The organism is Spirosoma gilvum (genome assembly GCF_054776815.1).
This window is the reverse complement of the sequence record NZ_BAAHBH010000022.1, coordinates 41,801-60,393: the sequence shown is the minus strand read 5'-3', so window position 1 is coordinate 60,393 and position 18,593 is coordinate 41,801. Positions and strand designations below refer to the sequence as shown.

Sequence of the window (18,593 nt, the reverse complement as noted above, 5' to 3'; positions counted from 1 at the left end):
ACCGCCGAAGCGGCATCTTCGGTAGCTACAAGAATGCTGCTACCGAAGATGCCGCTTCGGCGGTCCGATTCGTTCCTCAGCATGACAAAAACACGCATGTTCGATTTTTCTTTAAACGTTTAAACAGCTTCAATGACAGGAAAATTTAAAGACTCAAATTGAACTGTACTAGTAGTCAACGAGTTATCTTACCGTTTCGCCAGCTCCACAATATCTTTCACCTCCATAATTTGCTTTTCGTAGCCTTTGGTAACGGTGTTGATCATGGCCTGGCCCACTTCTTTCAAGGTACAAAAACCGGCTGGATAAAGCGCCCGACCAATGGGATATAGCCAGGCAAAGTATTTGTAATAGGACAGCGTGTTTTTCTGGCCAGGAGTGGCTTTCATAAAACCCGGCCGGAACATATACGCCTTGTTGAATAATCGCATCACGGCATTTTCGGTAGCTCCCTTTACACGAGCCCACGCAACACGCCCTTGCTCTGAGCTGTCGGTGCCTGCTCCGGTAACGTAACAAAACGTTAAATCAGAATTTTGCTTGGCCAGAAGCTCCGCAAAGTTTAGGGTCAGGTCGTAGGTCAGGTGCTTATATTCGTCCTGACTCATGCCCACCGATGAGACGCCCAGACAGAAAAAACAGGCATTATACCCAGTCAGCTGATCGGCAATAGGAGTCAGGTCAAAAAAGTCTTTGTGGACAATCTCACGGAGTTTCGGATGAGAAAAACCGCTGGGCTTGCGGTTGACGATCAGGACTTGTTCCACATCAGGATGGCTTAGGCACTCGAGCAGGACACCTTCGCCTACCATACCCGTAGCGCCGGTAACTATAGCTTTAACTTTCATTAGCTTGTTCGTGAACGGTTTATCGGTTATTCATGCCGAAATAAATAAATTTACCAACCTGATTGAGCGATTGCGTGAATTAGTGATTGAGCGATTGATTATCAGGATATTGTTTACTCCGTCACTCAATCGTTCAATTTCTTAGTATCCAATCAGAACGGGCTGAAATTGGTTCACCATCGTTTATAGCTATTCCTGACAACAACCCCTTTCCTCCTATGCGAACCCTACTTTTGCTACTAACGGTCCCGTTGCTCCTGGCACCCTGCGCCACGCTCCCGGCGCAAACCCTCACCAGCAATGCACAACGTGAAATTGTGTTTCGGTCGGTAAATGTGATTCCGATGGATCGGGAGCGCGTACTGGACAATCAGACGGTCGTCGTGAAAAATGGTCGGATAACGGCACTTGGAAAGGAGGGAAGCGTAAAATTTGGCAGTGATGCGCTGGTGCTTGACGCGAAGGGTAAATACCTGACACCCGGCTGGGCGGAGATTCATGCACACGTTCCGCCGAACGACGATATTCAGGCCATGAAAGACGTGCTGATGCTGTATCTGACCAACGGCATCACCACCATTCGGGGTATGCTGGGGCATCCCAAACACCTCGAACTACGCAGCAAAATCAACAGCGGTGAAATTCTGGGGCCGCATTTCTATACGACAGGGCCATCGTTTAACGGACAAACCGTCAAGACGGCCGAGCGGGGTGCCGAAATGGTACGCGAACAGAAAGCGGCTGGTTATGATTTTCTCAAACTACATCCTGGTCTTACCAAAGAAACCTTTCCGGCTATTGCCAAAACCGCTCATGAAGTAGGGATTGGATTCGTGGGGCACGTGTCGTTCAATGTGGGTGTCTGGCGGGCTATTGATGCCGAATATTCATCCATTGACCATCTGGACGGGTTTGTGGAAGCCATTGTGCCACGCGCCGATACGCTGGCTGAACCGGAAACGGGTTTGTTTGGGTCGTGGATTGCTTACCGGGCCGATGCATCGCAGATTCCGAAACTGGTGAAAGGGTTACGCGACAAACAAATCCGGGTGGTACCGACGCAAGCCCTGGCCGAACGCTGGCTTTCGCCACTACCCGCCGATGCATTTGCCAATGCGCCCGAGTTCAAGTACATGAAACCGCAGGAAATAACGAACTGGATGAATCAGAAAAATAGCTACAACAGCAACGCTAGTTTCTCGAAAGAACATGCCGAAAAATTGATTCAGATTCGTCGGAAACTGATTTACGAATGCCAGAAAGGAGGTATCGAGCTATTGCTGGGTTCCGATGCGCCACAGGTGCTGAATGTACCGGGTTTTTCGATTCATCACGAGATGAAATACATGGTCGATGCGGGCCTGACACCCTACGAAACACTCCGAACCGGAACCGTTAACGTGGCGTCTTATTTCAACAAACCCGATTGGGGAACAATCAAAACTGGCAACGTGTCGGACCTCGTGCTGCTTAGCGGAAATCCCCTGAACGACATCACCCAGACCCGCAACATCGAAGGCGTTATGATCGGCACAAACTGGCTCTCGAAAGACTACATCCAGAGCGAGTTGAAGAAGCTGGAGAAAAAGTAACGCGGGTGGAAAGCCGCGATTAGCGCAAATAAGCGACATCCAACATCGCGGGTTTCCACCCGCGTTACGATTATGACTATAAAATACACCGCTGACCAGACCATTTGCGCAACGTGCGGAACGCAGTACCCTACCGGCGTTGCCTTACCCGAACTGTGCCCAATCTGCGATGACGACCGGCAGTACATTGGCGACAACGGGCAAACATGGACAAGTCTGGCTACACTGGCAAAAGATCGCACCATCCGGTTCAGTCCGATCGGCGACGGTCTATATGATTTGCGAATCACGCCCGCGTTTGCCATTGGGCAGCGGGCCTTTCTGATTCAGTCCGAATCGGGGAATGTACTGTGGGATTGTCTGCCGTTTCTGGATGAGCCAACCATCGCCTTCATTCGCTCTCTGGGTGGTCTGAAAGCCATCGCCATTTCGCATCCGCACTACTACAGCCTGATGGCTGAGTGGGCGCGTATTTTTGATTGCCCGGTCTATATTCACCAGAACGACGCCGTTTGGGTGCAAAATCCAACGTCGGCTGTGGCATTCTGGACGAGCGAGCGAAAAACGCTTTGGGATGGGATGGAGATCATCAATACAGGCGGTCATTTTCCGGGAAGCTGCGTACTGCTCCAACCCGATTTGTCCGGCAAAAACTACCTCCTTACCGGCGATACCATCTACGTAGCCCGCAGCCGACGACTCGTTACGTTTATGTACAGCTATCCGAATTTGATTCCGTTGCCCAAAAAGGCTATTGAGCAAATTCGGGATCGGATGGCCGGGGTTTCGTTCGACCGCATCTACGGCGCTTTCGAAGGTATGGTCATTGCGGAAAATGGCCGGGCCGTATTCGATGCATCCATCCAGCGATACCTATCTATCTTCGAATGATTAGACATTCGTCCGTCAATATTTTTATCATTGCGACCGGTCCGCCGGTGCGGAAGGAGCAATCTTCGGAGAAGATGTCTTAGTATTCCCGAAGATTGCTCCTTCCGCACCGGCGGACCGGTCGCAATGACAAAAAAACAGTACGCAAAATTTAAAACAGCCTTACTGTAATTACACTGTTTCCAAAAAGTGCTGTAAGTCGTTGGATTTTTGTTTGGTCTGCTCAACGCCCTGTTCCAATTGGGCCTTGAGCTTTGTTAGTTCTTTGACTAACTGATTTTCGAGTGCCTGTGCCGTTTGTGCGGCCGACCGAATGCGTGACTGGACCGATAAGTCAGTGAAGATGTTGTCGAAGAAAATATCCACGAAACGGGTGAAAGTATGGTCGAATCGCCACTCCGTCAGAAACGTTTGATTTAGATCGGCATATTCGGCTCGGAACCGTTCCAGACTTTGAGTGACTCGGTACGACTGATCGCGAACATCGTCCAGCTTCTGGTATTTGCCAATCGAGGCTAATGCCGATCCGCCCAGCATATCCCAGGTGCCCCAGTTACGGGCCTGTTCCAGCAATTTTCGAAGCCGAAATACTTCATCAAGCGCCTGTAATCCTGCTTTGTGAGCCTCGTCCAACTCCTGTAACTGACGGTTTTGTTCCGTAAGCTCACTCAAACGTTTTTGATACTGATTGCCCAAATAACCTGCTGAAAAACTTAATGCAATACGTTTTTCCTGAATAAACCGGTCATAGTCAGGATCGACGGTTGCATACGCCGTTAGTCGTGTTTCCTGTTCGGCAAGCTGTTGCTTTAGCTCATCAACAGAAGCCGAAACAACATCGTACCGGAGACGAGCCTGTTGCGCTTCGGCTTCCTCCTTGCTACGCTGTTGTGGCTTCGTATTCAGTAAGTCGTAATACAAACTGGCCCAACTGAGTCGGTCCAATCGGTCAACGTCGGCCTGTTCGCGCTGCCACTGTCGGCGAAGATCGGCTTGTTGCTGCTGGCGCGTAACTAATTCGGTTTTGGTCCGTTCCAGTTGCTTTTGCAATTGATCGCGTTCGTTTTTACGCCGGATTACGTCCAGTAAAGCTTCCTGTTGTGCTGCAGTCCAGTTCATCGTTTAGGGTATTTTGCAACAAAGCAATTATGTATCCGTCAGCCGTTCAACGGGTATTGGATAAGAGGATTTTGACCGTGGTGAACAGCTGAAAATCAGGATTAACTCAGGGCGATTGTCGAGTCAATGTTGATGGCATCAATGAAATACTGATCGTGCGAAATAACGACGACGGAACCCGCAAAGTCCTTAACAGCCGATGTGAGTACGTCCAGGCTCTGAATATCCAGATTATTGGTCGGTTCGTCCAGAATCAACAGGTCCGGTGCATTGTTACAGACGATCAGGCAACACAGTGTTAGTTTCATTTTTTCACCCCCACTCAACTCGTCGCATTTCCGATCCCAGGCTTCGTGCGGAAACTGGAAACGGAACAGCATCATTTTCAGCTCCGACTCCAGTAAATTTCGGCTGTTGTGTTGTTGAAGCTGTTCGTACACAGATAGTTGGCGATTGATGGCCGAATATTCCTGGTCGATAAATACATACTGAAACTCACCCCGGTACAGACTCCCGACCGACGGTTGAAGAACGCCCGTTATCAGGTTGATCAACGTTGTTTTGCCCGAGCCATTATTCCCGGATATACGGATTCTGTCGCCGGAGCGGATCTGAAAACTCAGCGGAGACGGCCAGAGCATCTGACTACCGTAGCTAAAATTGATGTCCTTCGCTTCAATCAACATCTTGCCCCGGTGTAGGCCCGATGGCTGAAGATTAATTTTCAAAACCTGATAGTCCTGAATCTGACTCCTGATTTGTTTCAGGTTATCAGACAGGTCGCTAATCTTTTCATGCTGAACATCTTTCAGCTTTGCCGTACTCTGTTCTGCCTGACTTTTTCGACCACCGGCAATGATTCGGGGAAGCGATTGGGTTTTGCCCTGTGCTTTGCCTCGGGCTTCCTGCTTTTGGCGTTGTTCGGCTACATCACGGGCTTTTTGCTGGGCCTGTTTCAGTGTTTTGGCATTCTCGTCTAGCTGAACCTGCAAGGCGTTTAGTTTTCCGTCTTTCTGCTCCCGGTAGAAATCATAGTTGCCACCGAAAACCTCAATACCGCTTTTGCTTAACTCCAGCGTAGTGTCGAGCAGATTCAACAAAGCCCGGTCGTGGCTAACCACCAGCATCGTCGCTTTGCTTTTCCGGATAAACGCATAGAGCAGTTCACGGCTTTGCATATCCAGATGGTTCGATGGTTCGTCAAGTAGGATAATACCCGGTTCATGAATAAGAATACCCGCCAGAAAAACCTTTGTTTTCTCCCCACCGCTCAGCCGCTTCATCGGTTCATTCAGGTCTACCTGCTCCAGATGCCAGTACGACAAAGCCGCCTGTACGCGCTCTTCGATGTCCCATTCATCGTTCAGTTGCGCAAATGTGTCGGTGCTGACGTCGCCTTTCAGAATGGCGTGCAGGGCATGTAATTTGGTTTCTATCTCCAGGATCTGAGCAACCGTGTAGTCGTCATATTGCCCTAAATGTTGCGGTACATAGTAGAGTTTTTCGGAAAGGCTAATCTCTCCTTCGGAGGGCATTCGCTTCCCGGCAATCAGTTGTAATAGTGTTGATTTGCCCGACCCGTTGTGGCCAACCAGTGCGGCTTTTTCGCCGGTATCTACCGACAGGTGAAGGTGCTGAAACAGGATTTCGTGATCGGGATAGATATAGGAAAGTGCGTTCACGACGATACTCATGAGGAAGAGGACTTTAAAAAATGAACTGAGGTAGATTAATGAAATAGCCATACAGGTCCGAAACAGACGGACCGTGCAGGGGAGTCGTAGCGTTTGCTGGGCGAACCGGCAAATGGGCTAGCAATGACTCGATTGTCGGAGATTAGATTACATGCTTTCTAAGTATGGGTCAACGCACAGATAAATCGTGTCGTTGACGATTTGACAAAGGGTCTGTCAAACGTTCCACTCAACTGGAACTCAGGATGTAGGGGATTATCCTGTTACTTAGATCTTACATGTTGGGAAAAGTTGTTTTGTGTTCGCCCTGCAAAGATAAGCATTTCACTTTGACTACAGTAACCCCGCATCGGGAACGAAACTTCGTTCCCGATGCGGGGTTATCTTGATAATCTTTGACAGTGTCTCTTCTTAGAACCTGTTTAAACTTTTCAAACTAGCTAAAAATGAGTGCGTTTTTGTCATTCCGACCGCAGGGAGGAATCTCAAGCTTGCTCATTGAGGAACGTTGAGATTCCTCCCTGCGGTTGGAATGACAAACACGATACCTATTCAATTGAAATAAAGGCGGTTTGACGTTTTTACCAAAGGTGCTGCTTAATTAATCGGCAAATTTGTACTTACGGCAATGCGGTTCCAGGCGTTGATAAGCACCACCGACATAATGATTTCGGCAATTGTTTCGGGGCTGAAAAACTGCTCGGCCTGCTGATAGGTAGCGTCCGAAACGCCCTGCTGATGGATCAGCGTTACTTCCTCGGTTAAGGCCAAAATCGCTTTCTCTTCGGGCGTGAACAGGTCGGTTTCACGCCAGGCGTTCAGCAAAAAAATCCGCTGTGGCGTTTCGCCCAGTTTTAGGGCATCCCGGGTGTGCATGTTCAGGCAGAAAGCGCAGGCATTGATTTGTGAGGCCCGAATCTTGATCAGCTCTTTCTGAATGGGTGTTATGCTCAGTTGGCTTACACTCGCCGACAATCCATACATGGCTTTCCAGGGCGCAGGCAGCGTTTTTTCGATGTTTACTCGTTGTTCCATTGCTTTTTCATTTGTGACGGAACAAAGGTAGATTTACTCGTAGGCTAGACTTCTTAAACTGGTTTAAGAAAGCTTTCGGCTTCTGATTTCGCTCAGATATTCGGGCGTAAAACCCAGATAAGAAGCCAGTAGATACTGCGGGATACGCTGCACAAACTCCGGAAAAAGCCGGACAAACTCGTGGTATAGCTCCTCGCGGGAATGATCGTACTGATACTTCATCCGATACTGGGCCGCTGCATGCGCCCGCTGATGAACAAGCCGAAAATAACGTTCCAGACAAGGGTGTTGCGCCAGCATGGTCTCATTGGCCGTATAATCAAGGGCTATGACTTCCGATTTTTCAACGGCCTGGATCGAAAACACCGCTGGCTTTTGCGTAGAGAACGACGTGTAATCGGAAAGCCACCAGTTTTCAATCGCAAACTGCACGGTTTGTTCAACGCCTTTATCATTGACAAAGAACATCCGCAGGCAGCCTTTTACCACGAAATAATTCGATCTGCAAACCTGACCTTCAACCAGCAGATTTTCTTTTTTAGACAGATTTATTGACCGGAAGAACGTCAACGCGTCGGCCAATTCCTGGTCATCGATGGCAATGAATTTTTGGATATGTTTCTGTAGCGAATCGGACATGACTCGGTGTTAGCTTGCGGAATATGTTGTTTTCAGCAAGTTATTCGGTTTCAGGTAAACGTATTCGCGTTTCGCATCAATGATGATGTTGAATCGCTTCAGAATATCGCCACCTATAATGCTCATTTTCTGCCGGCTAAGGGCACCTTTGAAGAAACCAACGGGCACATCGGTTAAAGTCTGAGTTCCGATTGTCAACGCTGGCAAAATGGCTTTTTGTGTTTTAATGACGTTACCGAACGAATCCTTCAACGCCTTTTCACTGATGACGGTAAGGCTTTTGTCCAGGTTATGGTCAGCAACAAACTGATCGTCCAGCAAGACAGCACCCGAATAGCCCGAATGCATCAAAAACCGGTTTTTTAGCGTCCGATTGCCGACGGTGCAATTAGCTTCCAGAAAGAGCATATCATTGTCAAATACGAGTTTAAGCCGCTCGTATTGACTGGTTTTGTCGGGAAGATTCGCGTGAATGATCATCTGGTTTGTGTCGAAATCCAGCTCGATTACCTTGCCTTCGAAAAGATCAATACCAAATTTTCCATCGGTTTGCGGGCCAGAGTTTTTGTTTTCCCAAATGGGTGTATTAGCCCACGTTTGTCCACCAATCTGGAGCCGATTGCTCTTACTGAACCGCGATGTATTATTGGAACCGCCCCAGCTTTTTACGCTATCGGCTCCATCGAAGCGAAGACTTTTGACGGTTTTGAGCGCGTCTTCGGTCAGCGTAACCGCGTTGGCCGCCGTATGGAACATCAGGTTTACCGTATCCTGTTGGTTCAGTATCGCTTTGATCGATAGGTTATTATAGCTCGTTAGTTGAAAGGGAATTTTATAAGAGGACGAGTTGAGGGATTGCCCAAAAATTGCCTGACTGAATAAAACAAAAAGTAATGCCAGTACTTGTTGGTAATACCGCATGGTTGTATGGTGAAGGGTAGCCCTGCTTCGATAGTGGTGATGGCAAAGTTGATTTTGAGCTATATAGCCGCAGAGAAGCTGGTAATGGTTTAGTTATTATCAACTTGTTGCTGAACTTCACGAACAAACTCAATAGTAACGCTATTGTCCTCCGCTATTTCTGCCATTGTGAGTTTTCCTCGTTTAAGTGCTTTTTGAATAGCAGTTTTTTTTACTTCTTCGATCCGTGTCTTCTCTGCTTTTACTGCTTCGGCATTAGCCGCTGTTACACGGGCGAAGTACGCTCGTTCCTCTGGAGACATCTTTCGCGTATCTAACTCATCAATAGCTCGCTTGAGCCATTCCTCATTCCAGAAAGCGGGGTACTGAGTTGGTTCAGTTGTATGTAATGTTTTCATGGTATAGACCAGCTTTTCCAAATCCGTTTTCACCTCACTTGCAGACTTATCAAATTTAGCCAATTCTATCGTGATAAACGACATTTGGTTATCAATGATTTCGCCTTGTTCGCTTCGCAGATTAGCTACTGTATGAAATTGAGCCGATGGCAGGATACTTTTCTCTAGAAATGCAATAGCATATAGTTTAGGCAGGTTTGCATAGTCGAATTCTCCCCGCTCCACTAAGGTGTTGAACTTATGTAACGCATAGAATTTCATGCGTTGTACAAAATAGGGAGCAAAGCCCATCTGCATTTCGACAATAAACTGATTCCCGTTGTCATCGGTGCAGGATAAATCAAAAATGCCGCTGCGACCATCAATTGTAAGAGCCTCGAAAGCGTTTTTGTCGAAATGCACTTCGCGAATCGGTGTTTCTGATTTAATAAGGGCTTGTAAGGCTACACGCAGGAACAAACTGTCTGCTTCATTCCCAAAAGTAGCTTTGAATCCGTAATCTGAGATAATTGGAATGTATATGCCTGTTTCCATGTGTCAAAAATGCTGGAAATATATAAAAGTGCACTCTGTGCTTAGTTTATAGGCCTAAAAAGTCCTCACTCCATCCACTCCCACGCACTTTGGTAGGTATCGAGGGCTTCGGAATAAGTGATGAAATCGGCGTAGAAGGGCAGACTGGCCAGCGTAGCGCTGTCGCCGATGATCACCAGTTTTTTGCGGGCGCGGGTCATGGCGACGTTCATCCGGCGAATATCGGACAGAAAGCCAATGTCGCCTTCGGTGTTGCTCCGAACCAGTGAAATGTAGACGATGTCGCGCTCCTGTCCCTGGAAGCTGTCGATGGTATTTACCGAAATTTTATCGCCATAAACCAAGAGATCAGGGTATTGCAGCAACTGCTCTTTCAGGATGTTGATCTGCTGTTTATAGGGCGAGATGATGGCAATACTAGGAAAATTGTTTACGGTATAATGGGGACTTAAATCGGCTACCTGCCGACTCAGATGGCGCATCAGCAGGGCTGCTTCTTCGGGGTTGGTCGAACTGGTACCGTCCAGCTTTTCGTCGAATCCGCAACCGGCCGTATCGACAAATACCAGCGATGTGTCGCCCTCGAACAGTGAATGACGGGCCACCGATTCATGCGCTTTCAGCTTGTTTTCGTAAAATACCTGCGACGAGTAACCCATGATGTGTTCATGCATCCGGTACTGCTCATCCAGCAGGGATACGGCTTCGGGGTGCAACTCCACGCATTTTTCGAGTAAGGTTTTGGCCAGCCCCTTGCGAGCCGCTTCGGGCGATTTGATGGTGGGCGGGAGCTGACAATGATCACCGGCCAGCACCACTTTCCGGGCTTTCAGAATTGGAATCCAGCAGGCGGGTTCGAGAGCTTGTCCGGCTTCGTCGATTACAACGGTATGGTACGTCAGATGACGGACGGTGTAGTGGTTGGCACCGACCAAAGTCGCTGTTATTACCTGCGCTTTGGCAATCAGATCGTCAATCACGTACTGCTCCGTATTGGCTACGTCCTTCATAATTCGGTACGCTTCGTCGAACAGGGCTTTGCGTTGGTCGCGCTCGGCTTTGCCAAAATTTCGCTTGTACTTATGGGCCATGTTCCGAAACTCATTCGCCTGTTTTTTTAGCTTTTTCGCTTCTTTCATGGCGCTATGTTCCGATACTTTATGATCCAGCGTGAGGGCCATTAATCGGTCAGATACGCGGGCCGGATTGCCGATTCGCAGTACATTGAGTCCTTCGCCGTGCAACTTCTCGCTGAGCAGATCGACGGCCGTATTGCTGGGAGCCACCACCAGTATTTTCTGATGATCCTGTTTAATCAGCGTTTTAATGGCCTGAATCAGCGTAGTGGTTTTGCCGGTACCGGGAGGACCATGCACAATAGCCAGTTCGTTGGCGGCCACTATTTTCCCGACGGCGGCTACCTGACTTGGGTTCAGGCGGGGGAGTGTCAGTTGGGGTACGTTTGACTGGAACGTAGGTACTTTTTCGCCCGTCAGAATCTGAATAAGGCGATTATCCGATTTGTCGCGCTGAGTTTTGCCCGTTTTCAGTGCCTGTTCCATTTCGTCGTAACTGTTTTCGTCGAACAGGACTTCAATACCTAATTTCCCATCCCGCGACCAATCGGGAAGTTCGTCGGTGCGGAGGGTTATTTTGGCTCGGTTACCACCCTGATAGGTAATGGTGCCTTCGACCCGGTCTGCTTTCGGATCGTGGTTGCTGAACAGAACGGCGGGAGCCCCAAACCGGAGCTGATGCGGAATGTCCTGATGAGTGGTGCGTTCGACCTCTACGGTCAGGTAATCGCCCCGGCTCATTTCAGAACCTCGAATAGCAATTGGATACCAGGTCAGGCCGTTGGCCCGTCGGTCGGCGATGGAAGTAGTTTCGGTCAGTTTCTGGTATTGGGCACGGTCTTCAGCTTGCTCGATCTTTAGTAAGTCGAGCAAATCGTCAAAGTAGTTCATTCGTAAAGGTAATGCCTTGTGTTATTTTAGGCGATGTGCCTGATTTTATGCGTGTTTCCGGCTGATTGAAAGAGGAATTAAGCAAGTTGTGACTATACTTGTAGAGCACTACCACCGCATTACTTATGCTACCTCCCTCTACCCTCAAACGGCTTCTGGTTCTCCTTCTGGTCTGTTTAAGCAGCTATCGTTTAACGGCTCAAAGCGCGCCCGATACATTGTCAGCTAAAGTAGATAAGCTATTTTCGGAATGGAATGGTTCCGGTCGGCCGGGCGTTGCGGTGGGCGTTGTTCATGGTGGCAAACTAATTTACGCTAAAGGGTTTGGGGATGCCGATGTAGAAACGGGCGCACCGATTACGCCCGAAACCATCTTTCACGTAGCGTCGATCTCAAAAGAGTTTACGGCTTATGGCATTGTATTACTGGCGCAGGAGGGAAAGCTCTCACTCGATGATGATATCCGAAAATACCTGCCCGAAGTGCCTGATTTTGGCCAGAAAATCACCATTCGTCATCTGATTCATCATACCAGCGGCCTGCGCGATCAATGGGCGTTGCTGACCATGGCTGGTTGGGATATGAGCGATGTGATTACGAAGCAGCATATTTTTAACCTCGTTCGGCGTCAGCGGGAGCTGAATTTTGCACCGGGAGCGGAATATCTCTACTGCAATACGGGTTATACCTTACTGGCCGAAATTGTGGCCCGAGTTGGCAAACAACCCTTTCGGAACTGGATGCAACAGTATGTTTTTAAGCCACTGGGTATGAAAAATACGCTGTTCTACGACGATGATGAGCGGATTGTAAAGAGCCGGGCTTATTCGTTTCATCGATCATACGATCCCTCTGCTGGCTTCTACAAGAAAAGTGTGTTGAGTTACGCCAACGCGGGCGCTACCAGTTTATTCACAACCGTTACCGATCTGGCTCGCTGGATCGACAACTTCAAAAATCCAGCGGTTGGCAATGCGGCTACCATGAAGCAGATGCTGGAACGGGGTCGCTTGGCCAAAGGGGACAGTATTCCGTATGCCTTTGCACTGGTGCATGGCAACCGTAAAGGATTGGCCTACTACGGCCACGATGGAGCTGATGCGGGTTTCCGGGCCAACCTAACCTATTTCCCGAAGGAAGATTACGGATTTATTGTGTTGAGCAATCAGGCTGAAGCGAATACGAATGCCAAGGCTATGGAAATGGCTGACCTGTATCTGGCGTCCTATCAGCAAAAGCCTACCGATACACCACCTGCGCCTAAGCCGCCTACAACGGAGACCAAGCCTGATAAAATGACGCCTGCCGACTATGTCGGACGCTATTATAGCCCGGAGTTAGAGGCTATTTACACCATCCGTCAGAAGGGCGATGAGCTGGAACTGGTGCATGTGCATCACGGTGAAACCGCCCTGAAGCCTGTAGAAAAAGATCGCTTTTCAGCGAATTGGTGGTTTTTTTCGTCGATTAAGGCTGTACGTAACGCGCAAAATGCCGTTGTTGGGCTGCGGGTATCGAATGGTCGGGTGCGGAACTTGTGGCTAAAACGACTAGCCGATGACTTCGACGCTGCCGAAAAGAAATACTAATACAACCTGAACTATGCTAAAAAACGTGTACGTACGCCAGCAGGCGAGCCTACTCATGATCGTTTGGTGTCTGCTGACTAGCTTGGTAGCCAGCGCTCAGCAAAAGCCCATTCCCAAACCCGAAGAAACGCTCGGCTTTCCGGTCGGGGCTGACTATAAACTGGCGACCTACGAACAGGCGCTCAGTTATTTTAAAAAGCTCGATGAAGCCAGCGACATGCTGAAATTGGTTTACGTAGGCGAAACCTCCGAAGGTCGTCCGTGGTATTTTGCCCTGATCTCATCGCCCCAGAATCTGGCCAACATCGACAAATACCGGAGCATTGCCCAGCGACTGGCACACCCAGCCGGACTGACGGATGAGGAAGCGAAAAAACTTTCACTCGAAGGTAAACCGCTGGTGCATATCGACGGGGGATTGCATGCGTCGGAAGTTGCCGGAGCGCAGCATACCATTTCGCTGGCGTATGACATGCTGAGTAAAGCATCGGAGCCTAAAATGAAGGGTATTCTCGACAATGTGATTCTGCTGCTGTGGCCGTCGCTCAATCCGGACGGGCAAACGATGATTGGTGATTGGTACAAATCGAATGTCGGAACGCCTTACGAGATTGCGCCACCCCCGTTTTTGTATCAGAAATACGTTGGTCACGACAACAACCGGGATGCGTACATGCTCAACATGATCGAGTCGCGGGTGGTGGCGCGTACCTGGCGCGAGTGGGAGCCGAACATCATTTTTGTGCATCATCAGACCTCGCCATTCCCGACCCGAATCTGGTTGCCCCCCTTTGCCGAACCCATTGCGCCACAAACGCCACCGATTATTGCCCGTGAAGTGAATATGATCGGGATGGCGATGGCGCAGGCGCTCGAAAGTAACGGACAGAAAGGCGCTACACACATGGGAACGGGCTTTGATGCCTGGTATCCGGGATACATCGACTACATGCCGGTGATGCAGAACATCCCGTCGTTCTGGACCGAAACGGCCTTGTATAACTATGCAACGCCCCATTTTTACACCATCCGCGATTTTCCGCAGGACAAAAAAGACTTACGAGCCGAATCCCTGTATTCGAGTCCGTGGCCGGGTGGGTGGTGGCGGATCAGCGATGCGATGGCGTATATGCAAACGGCTTCGCTGGCGACGCTCGACTATGCGGCCAAATACAGCGATGTGTTACTGTATAACCGCTATCAGGCAGGACGGAACACCATCAAAAAATATGAGCAGGAACCACCCTATGCGTACTTCATCCCGCAGAAACAGCGAGATCCGGTTCGACCGGTTGAACTCCTGCGCCGACTGGCTTTCCATGGCATTCGGATTGGGCGGTTAAGCAAGGATATTCAGCAGGATGGGCATACCTACCCGAAAGGTACCTGGGTGATTCCGATGAATCAGGAATATGCCGAACTAACCCGGCAACTGCTGGATGTGCAGGTTTATCCTGATCTACGTGAGTTTCCTGGTGGTCCGCCTGAGCAGCCCTACGATGCGGCTGGCTGGACGTTACCGCTGCAATTTGAACTGAACGTACAACCCGCCATGACACCGCTGACAGCCGATCAGAAAGCGGCTATTCAGCTAGTTTCGGGAACGGCTAAAGACTGGCAGAAAGATGATAAAAAAGATGCTACCCCCGCCGATTTCGTAACGGGCATTGGTTTTGATACGAATCCGATTTCAGTTGGCATCAAAGCTCCCGAAGGTCGATTGACAGGATCTGGAACTGTGGCGTTGGTAAGTCCGGTCCAGAATAATTCGTTCAAGGTGATTGGCCGGACATTGAAATCGGGCGGAACCGTGAAGTACCATGCCGATAGCCAGCACTATGCAATTAGTGGCGTCAATACTACTACACTGGAACAATGGGTGAGCGAACTGGGTATAACGGCTGAACGGACCACCAATACCGCTGGAGCCACCGTAAAACCGCGTATTGCGCTTTATAAACCCTGGACGGCCAGTATGGATGCCGGTTGGACCGAATGGGTGCTGGAACAGTTTGGTATACCATTCGAGAATCTCACCAATACGGATATGATTTCCAATGACCTGAGCGACCGTTTTGATGTGATCCTGATGGCTTCCGACCGCCCACAGACCATCAAAAACGGATTTGCAAAGGGCGCTGTTCCTCCTGCATATGAAGGTGGTTTAGGGGAATTAGGCAGTGCCAGTTTAACCAAATTTGTGAGTCAGGGCGGAACGCTGGTCTGCCTGAACGCCAGTTGCGATTATGCCATCGATGCTCTGCATCTGCCTGTTAAAAATGTGGTGGCTGGTGTTGCCCGAAAAGATTATTTCACGGGTGGCTCATTGCTGGAAGTCGAAACCGACCCGACGCATCCGGTGATGGCGGGCATGCCCGGTAAAGCTATCGTATTTGTAGATGGCAGTCCGGTATTTGCCACACTGGATGGATTTAAAGGGCAGGCACTCGCTAAGTTTGCATCAACAGGCTCACCCTTACGGTCGGGCTATTTGCTGGGCGAAAAATATCTCCAAGGTTACGCGGCTTCGCTGGATGTTCAGCAGGGGAGGGGGCATGTTGTTCTGATCGGGTTTCGTCCGCAATGGCGTGGTCAGCCGCTGGGAACGTACCGGGTTTTGCTAAATTCAGTGCTGTACGGTGGCGAGGTAGCGAGAGGCAAGTACGGTATGCCCGATTTCTGGAAATCGCCCTCTTTGAAGCTGAAAGAGGAGGAGAAAAAGTGATATGGAACCTGTTTAAACTTTTTGAAAGTGAGCTATATCAAGTGTATTTTTTGTCATTGCGACGCAGGAGCAATCTTGGGAATAGGGTCTTTTTTATGAATACCCGAAGATTGCTCCTGCGTCGCAATGACAAAAACGCCTATTGCACAAAAGTTTAAACAGCTTCGTATTTAAACCGCAAAGGCGCTAAGAATTTAATTTTTATTCCTTTGCGTCTTTGCGTCCTCGTGGTTTAACGTATTGATAGTTATCCCCTTCGCTGAATCCGGGTCAGTTCGTCCAGCAAGTAGTTCAGGCCGTTCAATTTGATTTCGTACATGGTTTGCAGTAGCATACCCAGTTTACCGGCTGGAAATCCCTTTTGGGCAAACCACTCCAGGTACGAAACGGGTAATGCCCGGATTAACTGGCCTTTGTGCTTGCCAAAGGGCATCTGATAATGAAGTAATTCTTTGAGCAGTTCTGGGTTTCCTTGTGCTTCAGTCATAGGTAGCAACGATTACATTAGCTAACGGCCGATTCCAGCAGGCGAATCGTGCCAGTGGTCGCATCGATTTCGGCGTCGATGCCTAATGGGACCGTAAATTTATCGCGAATATGACCAATCATGGCTCCCGAAAAAGCAGGTTTATCCAATGTGACGATGTGTTCGGCCAGTATATCGTCGAGCGTGAGCGAGCCATAGCCACCACTACTGGGGTTACAGTCGCTGCATTTGCCGAACACAAAACCGGCTACCTGATTCAGAATGCCCGCCAGTTTGAGGTGGGTCAGCATCCGATCCACGCGGTAAATATCCTCGTGGGTATCTTCCAGAAACAAGATGGTATTTTTCCAGTCAGGTAGGTAAGGCGAACCGATCAGGTGGCTCAATACGGTCAGGTTACCGCCGACCAGACGACCACGGGCTAAACCGGGTCGGAGGGTAGTGATTCGATCTTGTACCTGGGTCAGGTTATCGCCCTTTTCGGTTGGGTTGCGCATCGTCAGGGCTTCCGCATCCATCAAAAGCCGTTTGAACCAATCGACCGTATAGGCATTGAAGGTAGCCGACCCAACTGGACCGTGAAACGTTGCCAGACCAGTTTTGGCGTAAATGGCCAGCAATAAGGCGGTTACGTCGCTATAGCCGATCAGTACTTTCGGATTTCGCTGAATCAGATCATAATCCAGCAGGGGTAATAATCGGGCGCAACCCCAGCCGCCATGAATAGCCATGATGGCTTTGACGCTCTGGTCGTTGAAAAAGGTGTGTAAGTCCGATACTCGGTCAGCATCGCGACCAGCCAGATAACCGTATCGGTCATAAATATGTGGCCCAAGTTTGGTCTGGAACCCCAGTGCCATCAGCGATTCCTGCGCAATCTTTACCGTTTCCTGGCTATAAGCTGGTGCGGCTGGGCAAAACAAGCCCACCGTGTCGCCTGGTTTTAAACGAGCCGGTTTGATGAGCGTCGGTGGAGTTTGAGCGGGAAATAGTGACAGAAAAGGAGCCAGACTACCAGCCTGTAGAAACGAACGACGTGAGGGCATAGGAAATGAAAGGTCAAGTTCAGAAAGATAGCCGAAAACGCTGAAAATGACACGTCGGGAGACGGAGAAGCCTGTTTTTTCTATACTTGTGGGTGGTCCGGAATCACAAAGCTGATCCATTCACTCAGTAGCTTTCGAGGCAATTTACTTTTTAAATAGGGCAAAGCTTTAGCTGTGTAGCCACCAATTACATCACTCACTAACCAACCAACACACATTTATGCAGAACAAATTTCGGTTACCACTTCTTTTCGCTATCCTATGCCTGTTTGGTACGATGGTCGTTCAGGCGGGTGCTCCGCTAATGACAGTGTCGCAAATGACGGCTGACTGGCAGCGGGCCAAAGAGTATACCAAAGAATACCTGGACGCGATGTCGGAAGAGGGTGTCAATTTTAAACCGACGCCCGAGATTCGGAGCTTTGCCGATCAGATGCTGCATCTGGCGCAGGCCAATTACAATTTTGGGGCATTGGCTAGCGGAAAGGCAAACCCTATGCAAGGGAAAAAAATGGAAGAAATGGCTGATCTGAAGAATAAAGCTGCGCTGACCAAGGCCGTTATGGACAGCTACGATTACATGATCGATGCCGTAAAAAGCCTGAATGATGGACAACTGGGTGATATGGTGAAGATGGGACAGCGTGAAATGAGTCGGGAGGTTGTTTTGGCTAAAGCCTTCGAACACCAGACGCACCACCGTGGGCAATGCACCATCTACATTCGGATGAAAGGCATCAAGCCACCTAATGAGAAATTATTCTAAAGCATAAAGGCTCGCCATTCGCGAGCCTTTTTTGTTAGTTGCGAAACCCGCAAGGATATACTCTATTCTAAGCCGTTAAGCTTTATTTCATACATTGTCTGGAGCAATAGGCCTAACTTTCCGGCCGGAAATCCTTTCTGGACAAACCATTCCAGCTACGAAACGGGCAATTGCCGAATCAGCCGACCTTTGTATTTAGCAAAAGGCATTTGATATTCAACCAGATCTTATAGAGTGTTTGGATCTCCATAGGGTACCTCTTCGGCCAAATACTACTACATATTTAATGGGGTGTTGATTCTAATATCCTATTTATCAGTTGCAATCTCGAAGCATAGATTA

At 49.2% G+C, this 18,593-nt stretch carries 15 protein-coding genes and 1 pseudogene; 5 read left to right on the top strand and 11 right to left on the bottom strand.

The window, feature by feature from the left end; all coding sequences use genetic code 11:
- Nucleotides 1-188: 188 nt before the first annotated feature.
- On the bottom strand, nt 189-848 hold the full coding sequence (locus ACYVFD_RS34610; protein ID WP_461095198.1) for an NAD-dependent epimerase/dehydratase family protein: 660 nt from the start codon (nt 846-848) through the stop codon (nt 189-191).
- A gap of 218 nt (nt 849-1,066) precedes the next feature.
- Between ACYVFD_RS34610 and ACYVFD_RS34605 the strand changes: the two genes are divergently transcribed.
- Complete coding sequence (locus ACYVFD_RS34605) at nt 1,067-2,440, top strand: amidohydrolase family protein (RefSeq protein WP_461095197.1); 1,374 nt, start codon at nt 1,067-1,069, stop codon at nt 2,438-2,440.
- Nucleotides 2,441-2,512: 72 nt separating this feature from the next.
- A complete protein-coding gene (locus ACYVFD_RS34600) occupies nt 2,513-3,331 on the top strand; it encodes an MBL fold metallo-hydrolase (protein ID WP_461095196.1) in 819 nt (272 codons plus the stop codon).
- A 171-nt stretch (nt 3,332-3,502) separates the two neighbouring features.
- Here the strand turns inward: ACYVFD_RS34600 and ACYVFD_RS34595 are convergent, their stop codons facing one another.
- From ACYVFD_RS34595 to ACYVFD_RS34565, 7 genes are all read right to left on the bottom strand, one after another.
- Nucleotides 3,503-4,450: a hypothetical protein gene (locus tag ACYVFD_RS34595; protein WP_461095195.1), complete on the bottom strand. Its 948-nt coding sequence runs from the start codon at nt 4,448-4,450 to the stop codon at nt 3,503-3,505.
- Nucleotides 4,451-4,551: 101 nt separating this feature from the next.
- Nucleotides 4,552-6,144 (bottom strand): ABC-F family ATP-binding cassette domain-containing protein, encoded by a 1,593-nt coding sequence (locus ACYVFD_RS34590; RefSeq protein ID WP_461095194.1) that lies wholly within the window; start codon nt 6,142-6,144, stop codon nt 4,552-4,554.
- A 597-nt stretch (nt 6,145-6,741) separates the two neighbouring features.
- Nucleotides 6,742-7,179, bottom strand: coding sequence for a carboxymuconolactone decarboxylase family protein (locus ACYVFD_RS34585; protein WP_461095193.1), 438 nt, complete (start codon nt 7,177-7,179; stop codon nt 6,742-6,744).
- A 63-nt stretch (nt 7,180-7,242) separates the two neighbouring features.
- Nucleotides 7,243-7,818: a Crp/Fnr family transcriptional regulator gene (locus ACYVFD_RS34580; RefSeq protein ID WP_461095192.1), complete on the bottom strand. Its 576-nt coding sequence runs from the start codon at nt 7,816-7,818 to the stop codon at nt 7,243-7,245.
- 9 nt (nt 7,819-7,827) lie between these two features.
- A complete protein-coding gene (locus ACYVFD_RS34575; protein ID WP_461095191.1) occupies nt 7,828-8,739 on the bottom strand; it encodes a hypothetical protein in 912 nt (303 codons plus the stop codon).
- Nucleotides 8,740-8,828: 89 nt separating this feature from the next.
- Complete coding sequence (locus ACYVFD_RS34570; protein ID WP_461095190.1) at nt 8,829-9,671, bottom strand: Rpn family recombination-promoting nuclease/putative transposase; 843 nt, start codon at nt 9,669-9,671, stop codon at nt 8,829-8,831.
- Between the two features lie 65 nt (nt 9,672-9,736).
- A complete protein-coding gene (locus ACYVFD_RS34565) occupies nt 9,737-11,638 on the bottom strand; it encodes an AAA domain-containing protein (protein ID WP_461095189.1) in 1,902 nt (633 codons plus the stop codon).
- 125 nt (nt 11,639-11,763) lie between these two features.
- On the opposite strand from ACYVFD_RS34565, the gene ACYVFD_RS34560 reads away from it, so the two are divergent.
- Together ACYVFD_RS34560 and ACYVFD_RS34555 are read left to right on the top strand one after the other, a co-directional pair.
- Nucleotides 11,764-13,227, top strand: coding sequence for a serine hydrolase domain-containing protein (locus ACYVFD_RS34560; RefSeq protein WP_461095188.1), 1,464 nt, complete (start codon nt 11,764-11,766; stop codon nt 13,225-13,227).
- 13 nt (nt 13,228-13,240) lie between these two features.
- On the top strand, nt 13,241-15,952 hold the full coding sequence (locus tag ACYVFD_RS34555) for a M14 family metallopeptidase (protein WP_461095187.1): 2,712 nt from the start codon (nt 13,241-13,243) through the stop codon (nt 15,950-15,952).
- 247 nt (nt 15,953-16,199) lie between these two features.
- Here the strand turns inward: ACYVFD_RS34555 and ACYVFD_RS34550 are convergent, their stop codons facing one another.
- Nucleotides 16,200-16,439, bottom strand: a complete 240-nt coding sequence (locus ACYVFD_RS34550) for a DUF3820 family protein (RefSeq protein ID WP_461095186.1) — start codon at nt 16,437-16,439, stop codon at nt 16,200-16,202.
- A gap of 17 nt (nt 16,440-16,456) precedes the next feature.
- Nucleotides 16,457-17,485 carry a S66 peptidase family protein gene (locus ACYVFD_RS34545; protein ID WP_461095185.1) on the bottom strand — a complete coding sequence of 343 codons (1,029 nt, stop codon included), beginning with the start codon at nt 17,483-17,485 and terminating at the stop codon, nt 16,457-16,459.
- Between the two features lie 220 nt (nt 17,486-17,705).
- Between ACYVFD_RS34545 and ACYVFD_RS34540 the strand changes: the two genes are divergently transcribed.
- Complete coding sequence (locus ACYVFD_RS34540) at nt 17,706-18,251, top strand: DinB family protein (protein ID WP_461095184.1); 546 nt, start codon at nt 17,706-17,708, stop codon at nt 18,249-18,251.
- Between the two features lie 62 nt (nt 18,252-18,313).
- On the opposite strand, the pseudogene ACYVFD_RS34535 reads toward ACYVFD_RS34540, so the two are convergent.
- Nucleotides 18,314-18,475, bottom strand: a pseudogene (locus ACYVFD_RS34535) (DUF3820 family protein).
- Nucleotides 18,476-18,593 lie beyond the last annotated feature (118 nt).

Bases quoted from the DNA above. Each gene is read 5' to 3' on its own strand.
- ACYVFD_RS34570 (WP_461095190.1), bottom strand. From the start codon at position 9,671: ATGGAAACAGGCATATACATTCCAATTATCTCAGATTACGGATTCAAA.
- ACYVFD_RS34540 (WP_461095184.1), top strand. From the start codon at position 17,706: ATGCAGAACAAATTTCGGTTACCACTTCTTTTCGCTATCCTATGCCTG.
- ACYVFD_RS34555 (WP_461095187.1), top strand. From the start codon at position 13,241: ATGCTAAAAAACGTGTACGTACGCCAGCAGGCGAGCCTACTCATGATC.
- ACYVFD_RS34605 (WP_461095197.1), top strand. From the start codon at position 1,067: ATGCGAACCCTACTTTTGCTACTAACGGTCCCGTTGCTCCTGGCACCC.
- ACYVFD_RS34600 (WP_461095196.1), top strand. From the start codon at position 2,513: ATGACTATAAAATACACCGCTGACCAGACCATTTGCGCAACGTGCGGA.
- ACYVFD_RS34575 (WP_461095191.1), bottom strand. From the start codon at position 8,739: ATGCGGTATTACCAACAAGTACTGGCATTACTTTTTGTTTTATTCAGT.
- ACYVFD_RS34550 (WP_461095186.1), bottom strand. From the start codon at position 16,439: ATGACTGAAGCACAAGGAAACCCAGAACTGCTCAAAGAATTACTTCAT.
- ACYVFD_RS34595 (WP_461095195.1), bottom strand. From the start codon at position 4,450: ATGAACTGGACTGCAGCACAACAGGAAGCTTTACTGGACGTAATCCGG.
- ACYVFD_RS34580 (WP_461095192.1), bottom strand. From the start codon at position 7,818: ATGTCCGATTCGCTACAGAAACATATCCAAAAATTCATTGCCATCGAT.
- ACYVFD_RS34565 (WP_461095189.1), bottom strand. From the start codon at position 11,638: ATGAACTACTTTGACGATTTGCTCGACTTACTAAAGATCGAGCAAGCT.
- ACYVFD_RS34590 (WP_461095194.1), bottom strand. From the start codon at position 6,144: ATGAGTATCGTCGTGAACGCACTTTCCTATATCTATCCCGATCACGAA.
- ACYVFD_RS34545 (WP_461095185.1), bottom strand. From the start codon at position 17,485: ATGCCCTCACGTCGTTCGTTTCTACAGGCTGGTAGTCTGGCTCCTTTT.
- ACYVFD_RS34585 (WP_461095193.1), bottom strand. From the start codon at position 7,179: ATGGAACAACGAGTAAACATCGAAAAAACGCTGCCTGCGCCCTGGAAA.
- ACYVFD_RS34610 (WP_461095198.1), bottom strand. From the start codon at position 848: ATGAAAGTTAAAGCTATAGTTACCGGCGCTACGGGTATGGTAGGCGAA.
- ACYVFD_RS34560 (WP_461095188.1), top strand. From the start codon at position 11,764: ATGCTACCTCCCTCTACCCTCAAACGGCTTCTGGTTCTCCTTCTGGTC.